Source organism: Micromonospora marina, assembly GCF_900091565.1.
In the GTDB taxonomy this organism is placed as follows: domain Bacteria; phylum Actinomycetota; class Actinomycetes; order Mycobacteriales; family Micromonosporaceae; genus Micromonospora; species Micromonospora marina.
The window spans coordinates 158,109-176,882 of record NZ_FMCV01000001.1; the positions used below are offsets into that span (position 1 = coordinate 158,109).

14 protein-coding genes are annotated in these 18,774 nt (G+C 74.6%); 4 read left to right on the top strand and 10 right to left on the bottom strand.

The window, feature by feature from the left end:
- Window positions 1-43: 43 nt before the first annotated feature.
- Window positions 44-2,167 carry an ATP-dependent DNA helicase UvrD2 gene (locus GA0070215_RS00745; protein WP_091040911.1) on the bottom strand — a complete coding sequence of 708 codons (2,124 nt, stop codon included), beginning with the start codon at window positions 2,165-2,167 and terminating at the stop codon, window positions 44-46.
- Between the two features lie 90 nt (window positions 2,168-2,257).
- On the opposite strand from GA0070215_RS00745, the gene GA0070215_RS00750 reads away from it, so the two are divergent.
- A complete protein-coding gene (locus tag GA0070215_RS00750; protein ID WP_018784736.1) occupies window positions 2,258-2,500 on the top strand; it encodes a mycoredoxin in 243 nt (80 codons plus the stop codon).
- Between the two features lie 58 nt (window positions 2,501-2,558).
- Here GA0070215_RS00750 and GA0070215_RS00755 read toward each other — a convergent pair whose 3' ends face one another.
- Entirely contained in the window at window positions 2,559-3,812 is a 1,254-nt protein-coding gene (locus tag GA0070215_RS00755; protein WP_091040913.1) for an MFS transporter, read from the bottom strand.
- 203 nt (window positions 3,813-4,015) lie between these two features.
- Here GA0070215_RS00755 and GA0070215_RS00760 point away from each other — a divergent pair, with 203 nt between their 5' ends.
- The 3 genes from GA0070215_RS00760 (at window position 4,016) to GA0070215_RS00770 (ending at window position 5,774) form a co-directional block, all read left to right on the top strand.
- On the top strand, window positions 4,016-4,996 hold the full coding sequence (locus GA0070215_RS00760) for a helix-turn-helix domain-containing protein (RefSeq protein WP_018784734.1): 981 nt from the start codon (window positions 4,016-4,018) through the stop codon (window positions 4,994-4,996).
- 71 nt (window positions 4,997-5,067) lie between these two features.
- The gene (locus GA0070215_RS00765) at window positions 5,068-5,307 is read left to right on the top strand and encodes a DUF397 domain-containing protein (protein WP_013288410.1); all 240 of its coding nucleotides are present in this window, start codon (window positions 5,068-5,070) and stop codon (window positions 5,305-5,307) included.
- Window positions 5,308-5,504: 197 nt separating this feature from the next.
- Window positions 5,505-5,774, top strand: coding sequence for a hypothetical protein (locus GA0070215_RS00770; RefSeq protein ID WP_018784733.1), 270 nt, complete (start codon window positions 5,505-5,507; stop codon window positions 5,772-5,774).
- A 101-nt stretch (window positions 5,775-5,875) separates the two neighbouring features.
- On the opposite strand, the gene nudC is transcribed toward GA0070215_RS00770, so the two are convergent.
- From nudC to GA0070215_RS00810, 8 genes are all read right to left on the bottom strand, one after another.
- Window positions 5,876-6,823: an NAD(+) diphosphatase gene (nudC, locus tag GA0070215_RS00775; protein WP_091040915.1), complete on the bottom strand. Its 948-nt coding sequence runs from the start codon at window positions 6,821-6,823 to the stop codon at window positions 5,876-5,878.
- The gene (locus tag GA0070215_RS00780) at window positions 6,820-8,160 is read right to left on the bottom strand and encodes a M16 family metallopeptidase (RefSeq protein WP_018784731.1); all 1,341 of its coding nucleotides are present in this window, start codon (window positions 8,158-8,160) and stop codon (window positions 6,820-6,822) included. The genes nudC and GA0070215_RS00780 overlap by 4 nt, the downstream gene beginning before the upstream one ends.
- Window positions 8,157-9,467 carry a M16 family metallopeptidase gene (locus tag GA0070215_RS00785; RefSeq protein WP_091040917.1) on the bottom strand — a complete coding sequence of 437 codons (1,311 nt, stop codon included), beginning with the start codon at window positions 9,465-9,467 and terminating at the stop codon, window positions 8,157-8,159. Before GA0070215_RS00785 ends, GA0070215_RS00780 begins: the two co-directional genes overlap by 4 nt.
- A gap of 10 nt (window positions 9,468-9,477) precedes the next feature.
- The gene (locus tag GA0070215_RS28780) at window positions 9,478-9,756 is read right to left on the bottom strand and encodes a hypothetical protein (protein WP_231394718.1); all 279 of its coding nucleotides are present in this window, start codon (window positions 9,754-9,756) and stop codon (window positions 9,478-9,480) included.
- Between the two features lie 141 nt (window positions 9,757-9,897).
- Entirely contained in the window at window positions 9,898-11,151 is a 1,254-nt protein-coding gene (locus tag GA0070215_RS00795) for a DEAD/DEAH box helicase (protein WP_018784729.1), read from the bottom strand.
- Window positions 11,152-11,330: 179 nt separating this feature from the next.
- Entirely contained in the window at window positions 11,331-11,534 is a 204-nt protein-coding gene (gene cspE / locus GA0070215_RS00800) for a transcription antiterminator/RNA stability regulator CspE (protein WP_013288421.1), read from the bottom strand.
- Between the two features lie 204 nt (window positions 11,535-11,738).
- A complete protein-coding gene (locus GA0070215_RS00805) occupies window positions 11,739-15,137 on the bottom strand; it encodes an ATP-dependent helicase (RefSeq protein WP_091040919.1) in 3,399 nt (1,132 codons plus the stop codon).
- The gene (locus tag GA0070215_RS00810) at window positions 15,134-18,655 is read right to left on the bottom strand and encodes an ATP-dependent helicase (protein ID WP_208600269.1); all 3,522 of its coding nucleotides are present in this window, start codon (window positions 18,653-18,655) and stop codon (window positions 15,134-15,136) included. Before GA0070215_RS00810 ends, GA0070215_RS00805 begins: the two co-directional genes overlap by 4 nt.
- Between the last annotated feature and the right edge of the window lie 119 nt (window positions 18,656-18,774).

The following is an 18,774-nucleotide window of genomic DNA, read 5'->3' on the forward strand; positions in this document are numbered from 1 at the left end:
TGAGGCTATTCCTCGCCCTCGGGGGAGGGCAAACGATTTACGGCTACTTTTCAGAAGTTTTCTGTGGGCAGACCTCGTCCACGGTGGCACCCGCCACCAGCGCGAGCACCGTATCCCCGTATAGCCCGACTTTTCGGGGCCCGATCCCGGCGATCGCCACCAGTTCCTCGGTGCGCCCGGGCTTGCGTTCGGCCAGCGCGGTGAGCGTGGCGTCGGTGAAGACCACGTACGCCGGCACCTTCTGCGCGCCCGCCACCCGCTGCCGCCACTCGCGCAGCCGCTCGTACAGCTCGTCGTCGATGTCCGACGGGCAGGTCGGGCAGCGGCCCAGTTTGCGGTCCGCGCCGGCGAGCAGCGTGGCGCCGCAGATCCGGCACGAGACCACCTGCGGACGGCGCCGCTCGGCCCGCCGGGCCGGCCCGGCACCTCCGGCCCGCTCACCACCGCCGGACCGGTCGAGCTGGGGCAGGAACCGGGAGGGCCGCCGGGCCCGGCCACCGGGTGAGCGCGCCGTGGCGTACGACAGCCAGAGCCACTCCCGGGCCCGGGTGATCCCGACGTAGAGCAGCCGGCGTTCCTCCTCGACCTGCTCCATGGTCTTCGCGTACGTCGTGGGCAGCGTGCCCTCGGCCAGCCCGACCAGGAACACCGCGTCCCATTCCAGCCCCTTCGCCGAGTGCAGCGACGCGAGCGTCACCCCCTCGACGGTGGGCACGTGCTGCTGGGCGGCCCGCCGGGCGAGTTCCTCGCAGAAGCCGGTCAGGCCGGGTTCCGCCTCGGCGTCCGCCGCGTACTCCTCGGCGAGCTGGACCAGCGCGGCGAGTGCCCCCCACCGCTCGCGCGCGGCGCCGCCCGGCGGGGGTGCGTCGGGGGCCCAGCCGACAGCGGTGAGCGCCTCGACCACGGCGGCCGGCAGCGGTGTCCCCGCGTCGGCCGACCGGGTGGCGGCGCGCAACGCGATCATCGCCTGGCGCACCTCGGGGCGCTCGAAGAACCGCTCCGCGCCCTGGAGCACGTACGGCACCCCGGCCTCGGAGAGCGCCTTCTCGTACGCCTCGGACTGCGCGTTCGTGCGGAACAGCACAGCGATCTCCCGCGCCGGGGTGCCGCCCGCCACGAGTGCCCGGCAGCGGGCCGCTACCGCGTTCGCCTCGGCCGGCTCGTCGGTGAAGATCCGCAGTTCCGGCTCGGCGCCGGGCCGGCGCTGACCGTGCAGCTCCAGCCGCAGCCGCGCCTCGGTGCCCCGGGCCTGCGAGATCACCGCGTTGGCGAGCCCGACGACCTGCGGGGTGGAGCGGTAGTCGCGGACCAGCCGGACCACAGTCGCGCCCCGGTGCAGCCGGGGGAAGTCGACCAGGTACGACGAGGTGGCACCGGTGAACGAGTAGATCGTCTGGCTGGCGTCGCCGACCACCGTCAGGTCGTCCCGGCCGCCCAGCCACGCCTCCAGCAACCGCTGCTGGAGCGGGTTGACGTCCTGGTACTCGTCGACCACGAAGTGCCGGTACTGGTTGCGCACCTGCTCGGCCACGTCCGGGTGCTCCTCGATGCCCCAGACCGCGGCGCGCAGCATGTCCTCGAAGTCGATCACCCCGTTACCGCGTTTGAGCCGCTCGTACGCGTCGAACACGTCGGCCACCCGGGCCGGCTCGTACGGCGTCTCGCGCAGCGCCTTGGCCGCGGCCACCACGTACTCCCCGGGCTCGACCAGCGACGACTTGGCCCACTCGATCTCGGCGGACAGGTCCCGCGCGGCGGCCCGGTCGGCGCGCAGCCCCACCTTGGCGGCGGCGAGTGTGACCACCCGCACCTTGCTGTCCAGCAGTTCCGGCATGCCCCGCCCGGCCAGCAGCCGGGGCGCGAAGTAGCGGACCTGCCGCAGCGCCGCGGCGTGGAACGTGCGCGCCTGCACCCCCTGCACCCCGAGTACGCCGAGGCGGCTGCGCATCTCGGCGGCGGCGCGGGCGGTGAACGTGACCGCCAGTACATGCCGGCCGGCGATGTCGCCGGTCAGCGCCCGGTAGGCGATCCGCGAGGTCACCGCCCGGGTCTTGCCGGTGCCGGCGCCGGCCAGGATGCAGACCGGGCCGGCCGGTGCGGTCACCGCTGCGCGCTGCTCCGGATCCAGCCCGGCCAGCACCCGTTCCGCCGCTGAGTGAACGCCCACAGCAGGGAATCATCCCAGCATCGGGTGACGTTGCAGCGGTTAGCCTGGCCTGATCGGACCGGGCGCGAGCCACCCTTGGAGGACCAGACCATGCTGACGATGTATTCCACCCCGTGGTGCGGCTACTGCCACCGGCTGAAGTCGCAGCTCGACCGGGAGGGCATCGCGTACGAGGTGGTCGACATCGAGCAGGACCCGACGGCCGCGGACTTCGTGATGAGCGTCAACGGCGGTAACCAGACCGTCCCGACACTGCGCTTCGCCGACGGCAGCGCCCTGACCAACCCTTCGATCACCCAGGTCAAGCAGCACCTGGCCGCGCTGCCCGGCTGATCCGCCCGCGACGCCACGAGCGACCGTACCCGATCCGGGTACGGCCGCTCGCCGTCGTTCAGGCACCTCCGCGGCTGAGCACCCCGTCGTCGGCGGGCTGGCGGGGTGACGGGATCCGGACCGGCCCGGCGACCGGTGCGCTCAGCCCGCGGCCCCGCCACAGGTAGAGGCCCGCCGCCGTGGTGACGGCCCCCACCAGGGCGAACAGCAGCCGGTAGTCGAACACGCCGACGAGCAGCGCGCCGGTGCCGATGGAGAGCGCCTGTGGCCCGCTGACCAGCGCCTCCGACGCGGCGGTCACCCGGCCCAGCAGCCGCGGCGGCGTCCGCCGCTGGATCAGCGTGTTCAACCCCACCATGGTCAGCGGCAGCGAGAGGCCGGCCAGCAGCAGCGCCACCACCCCGAGCCACAACCGGGGGTACGCCAGCGCCAGCGCGGCGGGCCCGAAGAACGTCACGCCCGCGGCGAGCGCGCCGACCTCGCCGAACCGGCGGACCACGGCGGCCGAGAACAGGCCGCCGACCAGCCCGCCGATGCCCTGCACCATGACCAGCACGCCGACGAACGCGGCGTCGCGGTGCAGGCCGAGATCGACGTACGCGAAGATCAGCGACTCGGTGAAGCCCATCACCAGCGAGCCGAGCCCGTATCCGAGCAGCGCCCGGCGCAGCGCCGGCTCGCCGGTCAGGTGCCGCAGCCCCGCGCCCAGTTCGGACGGCCCGCGACGACCCGGCCGGGACGATGTGCCCTCCCGCACGTGCAGCCGCCCGACCACCGCCGCCGCGACGAGGAAGCCGGTCATGGCCAGCAGGACCAGCAGCCAGCCGCCGACGGCGGCGTAGACACCGGCTCCGGCCAGCGGCCCGATCAGCCGCAGCCCCTGCCGGACGGTCTGGAGCACCCCGTTCGCGTCGGCGAGCAGGTCGGGCGGAACCAGATGCCGGATCAGTCCGTTGAGCACCGCGGTGAGGGTGATGTACGAGAGCCCGTAGAGCGCGGCGACCACGTAGATCACCCAGACGTCGGACCGGTCCCGGACCGTGAGCAGTGGGCCGAGCAGGACGGCCGCGACCAGGTTGGCGGCGATGAAGAACGGCCGCCTGCGGTAGCGGTCGACCACCCAGCCGACCAGCGGGGCGAGGGCCATCGGCGCGATGACCGCGAAGATGGTCGCCCCGGCCATGCTGTCCGAACCGGTCAGATCCTTGACCCAGACAGCCAGGGCGAGCAACAGGACCGACTCCGCCGCCATGCTCGCGACGAGCGCGGCGAACAGGAGACGGAAGTCGGGGCGGCGCAGGACGGTGCGCATCGGGTTCCCTCCGGCGGGGTGCGCCACCAGGGCGCGTCGGGGGCGGGCGCTGGTGAAGACACCCTCCACGGTCCTCTTTTTGTCTCGTGACACGCCCGTGCCGGAACCTCCGGCGCCGGTCGCGCCGTCCATACTGACCGTGGGGGGCGAATTTCATACAGTTACCGTCGCGTCAAGCGGCGGTCGACGGGAAAGAGGACGCCGTGCCTCCTGCCGTACCAGGCCCGATTCTGCGCCGCCGCCGACTCGGCACCGAGCTGCGTCGGCTCCGCGAACAGGCCGGTCTGACCGGTGACCAGGTCATCGAGCGGATCGGCTGGGCCTCCGCATCCAAGTTGTCCCGTCTGGAGAACGGCCGCAGCCGTCCCGACCCGGACGACGTGGACGTGTTGCTGACGCTCTACGGCGCCGACGAGGAGCAGCGCGCGGAGCTGACCGGGATCACCCACGAGGCCGGCGACATGCGCGGCTGGCTGCGCAACTTCCCGGTGATGACCCAGCAGCAGCGCGCCTTCGCCGAGCTTGAGGCCGGTTGCGCGGAGATCTCCGAGTACAACCCGGTGCTGGTGCCGGGGCTGTTGCAGACGCCCGGGTACGCCCGGCACCGGATCATGTCCGCCGCGCAGGTCGCCGCCGAGGCCGGCGACCCGGAGACCGAGGATCCCGAGACCGAGGTACGCGCGCGGCAGGCCCGCCAGTCGCTGCTGACCCGCTCCCCCGAGGTGCCCCGCTACACGGCGGTGCTGGAGGAGGCGGCGCTCGGCCGCCGTGCCGGCCCGCCGGAGGTCCTGCACGAGCAGCTCGTCCACCTGTGCGAGATGGCGCTGCTGCCGAACGTGACGCTGCGTCTGCTGCTGCGGGACACCCGGGTCGGTGACTGGTACCTGCCGCCGACCGCGTTCTCGGTCTACCGGTTCGCCGATCCCCTCGATCCGGAGACACTCGCCATCGACTGTGGGTTCACCGACGTCATGTCGACCGAGGCAAACACCCTAAATCGCTATAAAGTGGTGTTCGAGTGGCTATGCTCGTCGGCGCTCTCCGCATCGGACACCCTCTCCTGGTTGATCGAGGCGACGGGACGGCCGACCGGCACGGCAGTCGAGTCCACGGTGGCGTACGGGCCGGCAACGGCGCCGACCCAACGTCGCCGGGACTCGGGACGCCTCACCACGGAACGGTGAACCGGCACGGACACCGCCCGCGCTCCGGCGTCGCTCGGTCCCATCGGAGCACCTCACCAGGAGCAAGCACCATGAACGAGATCCACACCAGCACGACCGCCCGCTCGGGACGGCTCGCCGGCGCCGCCTGGCGCAAGAGCACCCGCAGCCAGACCTCCAACTGCGTGGAGGTCGCGCCGCTCGGCTCCGGGCCGGCCACAGTGGCGCTGCGGGACAGCAAGGACCCGAGCGGACCGGTCCTGCTGTTCGACCGGGCCGGGTGGCTCGGCTTCCTCGCCGGCACGAAGAGCGGTCAGTTCGATCTGGACTGATCCGGCGAACCACGGGAGGGCCGTCGGCGCGAGCCGGCGGCCCTCCGCGCGTCCAGCCCCGACAACGGCGCTGACCTGGGATCCCCCGTTCGGTCGAGCTGGCGCGTTCCCCTTGCCGGGCGGACACATCGGCGTAACATGACGCGGGAGTGACGTGGAAGTTCCAGCGTGTAACCGCCGATTGTCCGGGGGACACCATGCGGTTCCTGATCGTCCGCACCGAGATCCGCACCGTCGCCGACGCCGACATCGCCGCCGCCTGGGCCGGCGGGGGCCGCCTGCGGGACGAGACGTGCACGCCGGAACCCCGCCGCCAGGTCGTCCACGCCGAGGACCGGGACGCCGCACTCCTGCTCGCCCGCGCACTGTCAGCAGTCGGTGCGGTGCGCGCGGGCCGGCACCGGGTCAAGGTGCTGCCGATCGAGGAACCCGCCCCCGGCCACCCGTACCGCTGGGACGGCGGATGACCGGACGCTGACGTCCGTCGTGGCCGGACCGGCCTCGCCAGTTCGGCGAGGTGGCTGTGTCCCACCGGCGGAGACGACGGCAACCCGGCGGCGACGGACGGTCAGCAGTGGCCGTCGAGCCAGCGGTGCACCAGGAACAACGCGATCGAGGACGGCGGCGGCAGGACCAGCCGGTCTCCCTCGCCCACCGGCACCGGCTCGTCCGCGAGCGCCGCACCGACCTCCCGGCGGGTGAACCAGCGCGCGTGCGCGATCTCGGCCAGGTCGACCCGGATCGGCGCGTCCGCGTCGGCGCGGGCCAGGAAGCCGAGCATCAGCGAGCCGGGGAACGGCCAGGGCTGGCTGCCCACGTACGCGATCTCTTCGACCGGGACGCCCACCTCCTCGCGGACCTCGCGCAGCACGGCGGCCTCGGCCGACTCGCCCGGCTCGACATATCCGGCCAGGCAGGAGTAGCGACGCCGGCCCGGGGTGCGCGGCCAGGCCGCGTTGTTGCCGAGCAGGCAGCGGCCCTCCGGGCCGTCCACCCCGTCGTGCACCAGCACGATCATGGCCGGATCGGTACGCGGCCAGACCCGCCCGCCGTCCGGGTCGATCCGCGACCAGCCGGCCTCGTCGACGCTCGTCGGCTTGCCGGTCGTCGACGAGAACCCGTGCCGCAGGTGCCAGTTGAGCAGCGCCAACGCGGTGGTGAACAGGCCCGCGTCCCGGTCGGTCATCAGGTGGCCGACCTCGCGCAGGTGGACCGGGCGGGTGTCCGGCAGCGCCGGCAGCGGCCCGTCCACCGCGAACACCGGTACGCCGTCCGGCTCGACGCCGAGGAACATCGGTACCGACCGGGGCACCTCGGCCAGCTCACCGGGGCCGATCAGGACCAGCTCCGGCGGGGTCGCCGCGCCCCGGACCAGCGCCCGTCCCTCGGCCGCGGAGTCCAGCACCAGCACCCGGGCCCGCTCCCACGCCTCGGTCAGCCAGCCCGGATCGGTACGCCGGTGCGCGGCCCGGTCGAGCGTCGACCGGGCCAGCGGCGGGGCGGACTCGCCGCTCATGCCGGTTCCGTACGCACCGGTGTCAGCGTGGCGAGCGAGTCGGCCACCCGCTCGGCGTCGCCGAGCACAACGGTGACCGCGCGGGCCGGGGCCAGGTAGCGGGCGGCCACCTCGGCCACGTCGTCCACTGTCGCGGCGGCCAGCCGGGCGGCGTGCTCGGCGAGGAAGTCCAGCCGTAGCCCGTTGCCGGCGTACGCGCTGGTCAGCGACGCGAGGCCGGCCTGGGTGGACATGCCGAGCTGAAGGGTGCCGAGGGCGTACTGGCGGGCCTGCTCCAACTCCTCCGGCTTCGGCGGCACCGTGGCCAGGCGGCCCAGCTCGTAGGTCGTCTCCACCAGCGCCGCCGCTGTCACCTCGGTGGCCACCTCGGCGCCGGCGACGAGCAGCGAACCGGCCACCGAGTGCTCCACGAGCGAGTGCGGCCCGTACGTGTAGCCCTTGTCCTCGCGGATGTTCTCCACCCAGCGGGAGGAGAAGTAGCCGCCGAAGATCAGGTTGGCGAGCTGCAGGGCGGCGTGGTCCGGGTGGGTGCGCGGCACCGCTGGGAGCGCGAGGCGTACCGAGGACTGCACCGAGCCGGGACGGTCGACGAGCAGCAGCGGCCCGGGTTCCAGCGGCGGCGCGGGGGGCACCTCGGCGACGTGGCCGTCACCGCGCCACCCGGACAGCGCCTGCTCGGCCGCGTCCAGCGCCCGGTCCGGCGCGACGTCCCCGACGAGCACCAGCACCGCGCCGGCCGGATGCACCCGCTCGGTGTGCAGCCGGCGCAACGGGGCCGGGCGGACGGCCCGGACCTGGTCCGGGTCGGGCGTCTGCTCCGCGTACGGGTGCCGGCCGTACACCCGCTTGAGCAGCGCGGTGCGGGCCAGGTGGGACGGCTGGCTCTGGGCGACCTGGATGCGGTCGACCAGCCGCTCCCGTTCGGTCTCCACCCAGTCGGCCGGGTAGGAGGCCCCGGTGAGCACCTCGGCGAGCAGTTCCAGCATCCGGTCCAGACCGGTGACCAGGCCCGCGCCGGAGAGCATCAGCCGGTCCGGGTCGAGACCGGCGGTCAGCCCGCCGCCGACCTTCTGCAACTCGGCCGCCAGCTCGGTGGCGCTGTGCGCCTCGGTGCCGGAGAGCATGGTCTGCGCCAGCATCGCGCCGCGGGCCAGGTGGGTGCGCCCGAACGGCATCCACAGCCGCAGCTCGACCAGCGGTACTGCGGACCGGCGTACCGCGATCACGGTGAGACCGTTGCCGAGCGTGCGCTCGGCCTGCTTGGGCACCTTGAGGCGGCGGTTCGGGCCGAGTGCCGGCAGCGGCCGCACAGCGGCGGTGGTCGTACCCGTGCTCATCGGGCTCCTCCGGCGACGACCTCGACTGACGCGCGGCGCTCGGGCCGCAGGGTGGTGGCGGCGGCGCGGACCTGTTCCTCGGTCACCTCGCCGACCAGCCGGGGCAGGTCGTTGAGCAGGCCGGGTTCGCCGCGTTGCTGTTCCAGCACCGCCATCCGCAGCGCGCGGCCGAGTACCGCGTCCGTGTCACGCAGCAGGTGGGTGGCCATCCGGGCCTGGGTACGCGCCAGCTCCCCCTCGGTCAGCCCGTCGGTGACCAGCCGGTCCAGTTCCTCGTCGATCGTGCGCAGCACCTTGTCCACGTCACCGCCGGGCGGCAGGTGCGCCTGGAGCAGCAGTGCGGTGGGGTCGCGCACGTCGAACGGGTCGCCCATGAAGCCGACGTACCCGCCGAGGCCGGTGACCGACCGGTCGCGCTGCACCAGCCGCTCGACCAGCCGGGAGGCGTCGCCGTCGGTGAGCACCTCGGCCAGCACCACGTACGGCAGGTAAGCGGCGAAGTCGCCGATCGGGTCGGGCACCCGCCACGCGCCGGCCACCGCCGGGAGCGGGGCCAGCGCGTCGGTGTACGTGCTGCGCCGTTCGGCGGTCAGGTCGGGCTCGGCGAAGTCGGGCCGCTGCGGGGCGGGCCGGGCCGGCACGTCCCCGAAGTGCCGCTCGATGAGCGTGGTCGCCTCGGCCACGTCGATGTCGCCGCTGACCGCGAGCACCGCGTTGCCGCTGGCGTAGTAGCGGCGGAAGAAGTCAGCGGCGTCGGACACGGTGGCCGACTCCAGATCGACGAAGGAGCCGTAGCCGTCGTGCGCGTTGGGGAAGGTGTCGAACATCACCGGGGGCAGCGTCAGCCAGGGGAACCCGCCGTACGGCCGGTTCAGCACGTTGACCCGGATCTCCTCCTTCACCACGTCCACCTGGTTGCGCAGGTTCTCCTCGGTCAGCCGGGGGCCGCGCATCCGGTCGGCCTCCAGGAACAGCGCCCGTTCCAGTGCGTTGGCGGGCAGCGTCTCGAAGTAGTCGGTGTAGTCCAGGTGGGTGGAGCCGTTGAACGTCCCGCCCGCGCCCTGGACGTGCCGGAAGTGGGCCAGCTTCTCCAGGTTCTCCGAGCCCTGGAACATCAGGTGCTCGAAGAGGTGGGCGAACCCGGTGCGTCCCTCCGGCTCGGAGCGGATACCGACGTCGTAGACCACCGCCACCCCGATGACCGGGGCGCTGCGGTCCGGCGTGAGCACCACGCGCAGGCCGTTGTCGAGGGTGAACCGTTCGACCGGGTACTTCGTCGCTGGGATCTTCGCGCTACGCGTCGGCACGAGATCGACACTAGCGCCTCGGTACCGGCTCTACCGCCGGTGTGCCCTGGCCGAACGGTCGACCGAACACTGCGGATTGGACATTCGACGAGAGGGCTTCCCCTGCGCCGCTGTGCTCGGCGCTCGTGCCCGGGGTGAAGCTTCGGGTGGCGCCACGGCCCTGCGGGCCGTCGTAGGAGGGTTGCCAGGGCCCGAACGCGGCCACCGCGGCGAGCGCCAGGCCGGCTCCCGCCACCGCGAGCACCAGCACCACTTCCCGCGCTCCGCTCGATCCGGCGTCCCGCGCCATGACCGCTCCCTCCGCGTCCGGCCGACCCCCCGACCGGTCTCCCGAGCAGCAGCATCGCGGTCGGGTTCCGGTCGCGCAGTCGGGCAGCCGACCGAAAGTCGACTGATTCCCGACTCAGGACCGGGCGGACGCGGGGCACGGTCAGCGGCGGCGCGGGCGCCGGCGAGGACGGGTTCCCGGAGCGGGGTGCGCGGCAGCGGGCGCGGTGATGGTCACCGGCACGCCGGACGGCTCCCGCGCACCGGTGAGCCGGCTCAGTTCACTGTCGCCGGGGCGTACCCGCGTGGTCTTGGGGTTGATGCCCGCGGTGCTCATCAGCCGGGCGACGTCGCGGCGCTGGTCCGGCAGGACGAGCGTCACCACAGTGCCCGACTCGCCGGCCCGCGCGGTCCGGCCGCCCCGGTGCAGGTAGTCCTTGGCCTCGGTGGGCGGGTCGGCGTTGACGACCAGGTCCAGCCCGTCCACGTGGATGCCCCGGGCCGCCACGTCGGTCGCCACCAGCGCGGTGACCTGGCCGGTGCGGAACTGTTCCAGGATGCGGGTGCGCTGCGGCTGCGACTTGCCGCCGTGCAGCGCCGCCGCGCGTACGCCCTTGGCGAGCAACTGACGGGCCACCCGGTCGGCGCGGTGCTTGGTGGCGATGAACACGATGGTGCGGCCCTCGCGGGCGGCGATGTGCGCCAGCGCGGCCGGCTTGTCCTCCGCGTCGAGGTGCAGCACGTGGTGCGTCATCGCGGTGACGGTGGCGGTGCCCGGGTCGACCGAGTGCGTCACCGGGTCGGCCAGGAAACGGCGGACCAGCCGGTCCACCCCCCGGTCCAGGGTGGCCGAGAACAGCATCCGCTGCCCGCCCGGCGCGACCTGCTCCAGCAGCTTGGTCACCTGCGGCAGGAAGCCCATGTCGGCCATCTGGTCCGCCTCGTCGAGCACGGTGATGGCCACCTGGTCCAGCCGGGCGTCTCCCCTGTCGATCAGGTCGTGCAGCCGGCCCGGCGTGGCCACCAGCACCTCGGCGCCGGCACGCAACGCGGCCGCCTGCCGGGTCAGCGAGAGCCCGCCGACCACAGTGGCGCAGCGCAGGCCGAGCACGGCGGCGTACGGAGCGAGCGCGTCGGTCACCTGCGCGGCCAGTTCCCGGGTCGGCACGAGCACCAGCGCCAGCGGGCGGCCCGGGCGGGCCCGGCGGCCGGCCGTACGGTGCAGCAGCGGCAACCCGAACGCGAGCGTCTTGCCGGAGCCGGTCCGGCCCCGGCCGAGCACGTCCCGGCCGGCCAGCGAGTCCGGGATGGTGGCCGCCTGGATCGGGAACGGCGCGGAGATGCCCTGCGCGGCCAGCTCGGAGACGAGCGCCGGAGCCAGGCCGGTGGCGGCGAACGTGGGCAGGGTCGTGGTCATGCGGAAAGCCTTCCTCGACGCGGCACGTGTCGAGGAAGGGCGCCGGACAGCGGCGCGTCACCGGTGGTCACCGGTGGTCACAAGCACGAACCGAAAGGGACGGGCCGGCCCGGCAGAGGCGGGCCGGCCCGTGCACCACGCCCGAAGGGGCGCGATGGTGGTGCTGGTTGATCCGAAGATCAGAGCGGACGGATGTTCTCCGCCTGCGGGCCCTTCTGGCCCTGGGTCACCTCGAACTCGACCCGCTGGTTCTCGTCCAGGCTCCGGTAGCCGGAGGTCTGGATCGCCGAGAAGTGGGCGAAGACGTCGGCGCCGCCGTCGTCCGGGGTGATGAAGCCGAAGCCCTTGTCAGCGTTGAACCACTTGACGGTGCCAATTGCCATGTGTTTCGTCTCCTTGACGGAACGGTCGGCCCGCACGTGTTGCGGGCCGGAGAGGAGCACCCCGCGCGTGGAATACGCGGCGTGCCTGTCGCTGCTGGTCGCCCCGCCCGGAGAACTCCGGACACAACAAAGAGCGCCTGGGGCCACAATCCGCCAGGCGCACACAGAGTCTCTGGAAACCAAAACTGCAACCCCGTCAACGTATCACGGATTCGTGCGCTGCGGGAGATCCGCCGGGATTTCCGGCACGGCGGCCACCAACGCGGCCAGCCCTTCGGCGTCGAGCAGGTCGGCCGGGCGGACCGTGGCGGAGTCCCGCACGTAGTGGAACGCGGCACCGACCCGGTCCACCGGCACCCCGGCCAGCTCCGCCCAGGCCAGCCGGTACATCGCCAGCTGCACCGCCGCCGCGTCGGCCTCCCGGCCGGCCGGCTGCCGACCGGTCTTCCAGTCGACCACGTCGTAGCGCCCACCCGGGCGGGCGAACACGGCGTCCATCCGGCCCCTGACCACCACCCCGGCGACGACGGTGGCGAACGGCACCTCCACCTCCACCGGCACCCGGTCGGCCCACTCGCTGGCGAGGAACCGCTCCTGCAACTCGGCCAGCGCCTCGTCCGGGGCCGCGTCCTCGTCCGCCGCGCCGGGCAGCTCGTCCACGTCGAGCAGCCGGTCGGCGCCGAAGCGCTGCTCCAGCCAGGCGTGGAACGCGGTGCCCCGCCGGGCGTACGGGTTCGGTTCCGTCGGCATCGGGCGGCGCAGCGTCCGGGCCAGCGCCTCCGGGTCGCGGCGCAACGCCACCAGCTGGGTCACCGAGAGCTGGCCGGGTAGTTCGACCTCGACCGCCTCGGCCTGCCGGGCCAGCTCCGCCCGCTCGGCGAGCAGCAGATCGGCCTCGCGCCGCCACCGGGCCACAGCGGCGTCCTCCCCGGTCGTGGCGAGCACTGCCGCCTCGCGCCGGGCCGCCTCCGGGTCGGCCAGGAAGCGGCGGACCAGCGCCGCCGCCTCGGTCAGCGCCGGACGGCGGGCGCCCAGCGGGTCGGCCGGCCACTCGGCCCGCAGCACCGTCTCGGTGGTCGGATTCGCCGCGTCCCCGGCCGGCTCGGGCGTCCACGCGTCCACCACGTGCCCGTCCGCACCCGCCAGGCAGGCGTCGTGCACCTCCCGCAGGAACACCGACGGGCCGCGGAACCGCTTGGTCCCCTCCCCCCACCAGTAGCCGGAGCAGAGCAGCAACCGGCGGGGGCGGGTCACCGCCACGTACGCCAGCCGGCGCTCCTCCCGCTCGTCGTGCGCCCGCCAGGCGTCGGTGAAGTCGGTCAGCGCCCGGGCCACGCCGCGCTGGTCCTCCGCCTCCGGCAGAGCCAGGTCGGGCAGCCCGTCCGCGTCGCCGCGCAACGGGAACGGCAGCACACCCAGGCCGCCCAGCCAGTGGTCGGAGTTGCGGACCGGCCCCGGCCAGACGCCCCGGGTCATCCCGGCCACCGCCACCACGTCCCACTCCAGGCCCTTCGCGGCGTGCGCGGTGAGCACCTGCACCGCGCCGGCCACCACCTCGACCTCGCCGGGCGCCAGCCCGCGCTCCTCGTCCTCGGCGGCGGCCAGGTAGGCGAGGAAACCGGCCAGCGTGGCGCCGGGTGTCTCGCCGCTGAACCGGGCCGCCACGTCGCCGAGCGCGTCCAGGTGGGCGCGGGCCAGTCCGGCGTCGCCCGCGCCGTCCCGCCCGGCCCGGACCGCCACCTCGACGTCGAGGCCGATGGTCCGCTCGATGTCCGCGATGAGTTCCGGCAGCGACTGGTCCAGCCGGTAGCGCAGCAGCGCCAGCTCCATCCCGTACGAGCGCAGCCGGGCGTAGCCCTCGGCCGAGTACGCCTGCGCGGGCCCCAGGTCCGCCAGTGCCTCGACCAGCGTGGCCTCGTCCAGCGCGTCCACGGTGATCTCCGGGCCCTCGTCGCCCGTGAACTCGCGGCGGCTGCGGGCGATGGCGCGGGCGCGGCGGTGCAGGGCGACCAGGTCACGCGGGCCGATCCGCCAGCGCGCACCGGTGAGCAGCCGCAGCAGCGCCGCCCCGTCAGCCGGGTCGGCGAGCACGCGCAGCGTGCACACCACGTCCCGTACCTCCGGGGTGTCCAGCAGCCCACCCAGGCCGACCACGTCGACCGGCAGCCCGCGGGCACGCAGCGCCGCCTCGATCGCCGGGATCTGGCTGCGCAGCCGCACCAGCACCGCAGTGGTCGGGCGGCGGTCGGCCGGGATGTGCTCGGGCAGCGCACCCGTCGTCCCGGCCGCGCCCCGCCACGCCGCCAGCACGCTGTCCGCGATCCAGTCGGCCTCGTCGGCGTACGTCTGGAGCAGCGCGCAGTGCACGGTGCCGCCGGCCTGCCCGCCCGGCGTGCGGTGCGGGATCGGGTCGCGGACGCTGAGCGCGGCGTGCAGTTCCGGCACCCGCGCGCCGGCCGCCCGCAGCGGCACCGACAGCGTGTTCGCCACGCCGAGGATCTCCGGCCGGTTACGCCAGCTCGTGGTCAGGCTGAGTACGTCGGCGGGGCTGCCGTCGGTGCGGGCGAACTCGGCCGGAAACCGGTCGAGCGTGCCGGCGCTGGCCCCGCGCCAGCCGTAGATGGACTGGCACGGGTCACCCACGGCGGTGACCGGGTGGCCGCCGCCGAACAGCGCGTTGAGCAGCACCACCTGGGCGTGGCTGGTGTCCTGGTATTCGTCGAGCAGCACCACCCGGAACCGGTCCCGCTCGATCACGCCGACGCCGGGGTGGTCCCGCGCCACCCGGGCCGCGCGGGCGAGCTGGTCGGCGAAGTCCATCGCCTCGAAGTCGTCCTTGCGCCGGGCGTACGCGCGCACCAGCGGCAGCAGCTTCAGCCGGGTCCGCTGGAGCTGGAGCGCCTTGCGGACGTCGGCGTAGACGCGGCCCGGCCGGGACTGCACGTCGGCGAAGAACCGACCGGTCCAGGCGGCCAGCTCGTCCGGGTCGACCAGGTGCTCGTCCAGCTCACCGGCGAGCGCCAGGACGGCGTCGGTGATGGTCGACGGCATCCGGTCCACCTCGGACATGTCGCCGTCGTAGTTGCGCACCAGCAGGTCGACCAGTTGCCAGCGGGACGCCTCGGTGAGCAGCCGGGTGGTCGGCTCGTACCCGGCGCGCAACCCGTGCTCGGTGACGATCCGCCCGGCGTACGAGTGGTACGTGGACACGGTCGGCTCGCCCGCCAGCGGGTCGTCGTGCGGATCCCGCCCCGGCCGGCCGAGCCGCCGGATGAGCTGGTCGAGCCGGGTCCGGACCCGGTGTGCCAGCTCACCCGCCGCCTTGCGGGTGAAGGTGAGGCCGAGGATGTGCTCGGGGCGTACGTAGGAGTTGGCGACCAGCCACACCACCCGCGCGGCCATCGTCTCGGTCTTGCCCGAGCCGGCGCCCGCGACCACCAGCAGCGGCTCCACCGGCGCGGCGATGATCGCGGCCTGCTCCCGGGTCGGTGCCGGCAGCCGCAGCAGCCGGGCCAGCTCGACCGGCGTGTAGCGGGGCCCGGCGTCGGCGGTGCGCGGCGCGGGCGTGGCGGAGGCGCCGAACAGCGCCGGCTGAACGCTCATGACTCTTCCGGTGGGGCTTCGACCACCTGGCGGCCCTGGCCGGAGACCGGGCAGCTGGTGCGTACCGGGCAGACCCGGCACTTGGAGTTGGCCACGGCGGCGAACGTCGAGGCGGCCATCGTGTCGGCGGTACGGCGCACCAGCGCGGTGGCCCACCCCGCCTCCGGGCCCTCCCCGGAAGCCGCCTGGGTCTGCTCCTTGGCGTCGCGCGCACCGGTGCCGAGCTGCACCAGCGCGGCCCCGCCCGTCTCCTCGCCGAACTCGGCGAACCCGCCCGCCTCCACCGCCGCCTGGTACGCCCCGAGCTGCGGATGCTCGGCCACCTCCCGCTCGGTGACAGCCGTCGACTTGCCGGTCTTCAGGTCGATCACCACGAGCCGCCCGTCGTCGTCGACCTCCAGCCGGTCGACCCGGCCGGTCAGCTCGATCGGGCGGGACGGGTCGTCGAGGCGGACCGCGAACTCGTGCTCGATCGCGAGCAGCCGGCGCGGGTTGCCGGCCAGCCAGCGCAGCAGCTTGTCCACCATCGCCTCGGCGCGCTGCCGTTCCGGGCCGGCCATCCACCGGGCGGCCAGCTCGATCGCGTCGAACCGGGCGGCCACGTACTCCAGCAACGCCTCCCGGTCGACGCTCGCGTCCTCCGCGAGCATCGCGGCGGCGTGCACCAGGTTGCCCACGCCCTGAGCGGCGCTCGCCGGCGCGCTGCCGCCGTGCCGTTCCAGCAGCCAGCGCAGGCTGCACCGCAACGCGCTCTCCATCGCCGACGGCGTGACCCGCACCGGCTCGCCCTCGTCGACCAGCGGCCGGTCGTCGGACAGGCCACGCAGCCCCCACCAGTCGTCCGGGTGCGCGCCGGGCACCCCGGCGGCGGCCAGCCGCGCCAGCTCACCCGCCGCCGCGTGCCGCCGGGTGATCGGCGTCGCCGGGTCGGTGACGGCGGTACGCAGCTCCGCCACCAGCGCGGACAGGGTGAGCCCACGCGGCGGCAGGGTGACCGGGAGCGCCGCGGGCGGCCCGTCCTGCGGCTGCTCGTCCCCGTGCGGCACCGGCCCGTCCGCGGTGCCTCCGCGCGTGGCCGTACCGGTCGGGCCGTTCCCGGGCCGGGCCGGGCCGGTCGGTCCGTTCCCCGTCGGGTTCGGGCCGCCTCCGCCGGTGGCGGGTGGGTCGGCGGCGGCCAGCTCGTGCAGGAAGCGGCTCGGCTGCTCCTCGTGGTCGTCCCCGCCGACCGCGGCGGACGCGACGGCGGTGACCAGCAGCCGCCGCCGGGCCCGGCTGATCGCCACGTGGAACAGCCGCCGCTCCTCGTCGAGCAGCGCTGACGTCTGCCCGACCAGGCTGGCCCGCAGCCCGGCGCCGTCGGCGCGACCGGCGAGCACGTCGACGAGCCGCTCCGAGCCGAGCAGGCTGCCGCGCAGGCGCAGGTCCGGCCAGACGCCCTCCTGCACCCCGGCCACCGCGACCAGATCCCACTCCAGCCCCTTGGCGGCGTGCGCGGTGAGCAGGCGTACCGCGTCACCCCGGTCGGCGGCGGCGGCGAGCGTGTCGGCGGGCAGCTCCTGCCCGAGGACGTGGTCGAGGAACACCTCGGTACGCGCGCCGGGCAGCCGGTCGGCGAACCGGGCCGCCGCGTCGAAGAGGACGAGCACGGCGTCCAGGTCACGGTCGGCGGCCTCGGCCCGCCACCGCTGGGCGGTCTCGTGCTCGCCGGTGGCCGCCCGCCCCCGGGTGATCGCCCCGGCCCAGCGTTCGGCCAGCCCGCTCTCCCGCCACACCGCCCAGAGCACGTCCTCGGCCGTGGCGCCGGGCCGGCCGGCCGTCTCCCGGGCGGTCGCGAGCAGGTGCGCCACCGCCTGCGCGGGAGCCGCCCAGCGACGCTCGATGGTGGCCAGTTCCGCCCTGTCGCGCAGTGCCTCCACCAGCAGCTCGCCGGAGGGACGGCGGTCGCCGCCGGCCAGCGCCAGCGCCCGCAGGCCCTGGCGCAGCCGCCGCTCGGCCAGCGGGTCGGCCCCGCCCAGCGGCGAGTGCAGCAACGCGACCGCCGCCTCCTCGTCCAGCCGGTCGGGTTCGAGCGCGCAGCGCAGCAGGAGCAGCAGCGGAGCGACCGCCGGCTGGAGGTGCAACGGCAGGTCCTCGCCGTGCACCACGGTCGGCACACCGGCCGTGTGCAGCGCCCGCCGCAGCGATGGCAGTTGCCGGCCGGTGGAGCGGACCAGCACCGCCATCCGGGACCAGGGCACGCCGTCGAGCAGGTGCGCCTCACGCAACGCGTGCGCCAGCCACGCCGACTCGCTGGTGGCGGACCGGAACGTCCGTACCTCGACAGTTCCCGCGGGCGCCCCGGGAAACGGGCGCAGCCGCCGGTGCGCCGCCGGGCCGCGCAGCCGCCGGGCCAGCCGGGCGGTCGCCGCGAGCAGTTCCGGCCCGGCCCGGTACGAGGTGGTCATCGTGACCTGGGCCGCCGGCGCACCGGAGGCGGTGCGGAACCGGTGCGGGAACGTGGTGACGCCCGCCGGGTCGGCACCGCGGAACGCGTACGTGGACGAGTCCGGGTCGGCGAACGCCACCAGGGACCGCCCGCCCCCGGCCACCACGGCGAGCAGGTCGAGCTGGGCCGGGTCGGTGTCGGCCAGCTCGTCGACGTACACGTGGGCCAGGCGACGGCGCTCGGCGGCGAGCAACTCGGGATCGTCGAGCAGCATGCCGGTGGCGGCACGCACCAGTTCCGCCGGGTCGTACGCGACCGAGCCCCGGTTGCTCACGTCGCGCAGGGCGAGCACGGCGACGTACTCCCGCAGGAAGCGCGCGGCGGCCGGCCAGTCGGTGCGGCCCAGCTTCTCGCCCAGCCGGGCCAGCTCGACCGGGCCGACGCCGCGCTCCGCGGCACGCATCAGCAGGTCGCGGAGCTGCTGGGCGAACGCCCGGGTACGCAGCGCGGGGCGCAGGTCCTCCGGCCAGCCGACCGGGTCGTCGCCGGGTTCCTCCCCCACCACGTCGAGCAGCTCGCGGATGATCAGGTCCTGTTCCGGGCCGGTGAGCAGCCGGGGCGAGGGCTCGCCGCGTTCAGCCGCCGCGCGGCGCAGCAGCCCGAAGGCGTACGCCGGGAACGTGCGCACCAGCGGCTCGCGGACCACGCGGTGCCCGTCCCCGGCGATCCGCGCCTCGATCCGGTGGCGCAGTCCGGTGGCACCGCGCCGGCCGAAGGTGAGCACGAGGATCCGCTCCGGGTCGACACCCTCGGCCACGCGGGCGGCGACCGCCTCGACCAGAGTGGACGTCTTCCCGGTGCCCGGTCCACCCACGACGAGCATCGGCCCGTCGGTGTGCGCGACCACCTCGGCCTGCACCGAGTCGGCGTTCGTGCCAGGCTCCGGGTGCGCGGCACCGCCCGCCGACCCCCCGGATCGCGGCTCCGCCTCGGCCGGTCCACCGGACCGACCCACCCCCTGCCCCGCCCCGGCGTCGTGGGTGACCCCCGCCTCCGCGCCACCGGGCCGGCGCACCAACCGGTACGCCTGCATCACCGACATCCCACCATGCCGGTACGACACCCGGGAACCGACCGCCGTCCGGCCCGTCACCAGCTCACCCGCATGCAGCGCCTAGATCAACACCACCACGGGGAAATGGCCACACCCCA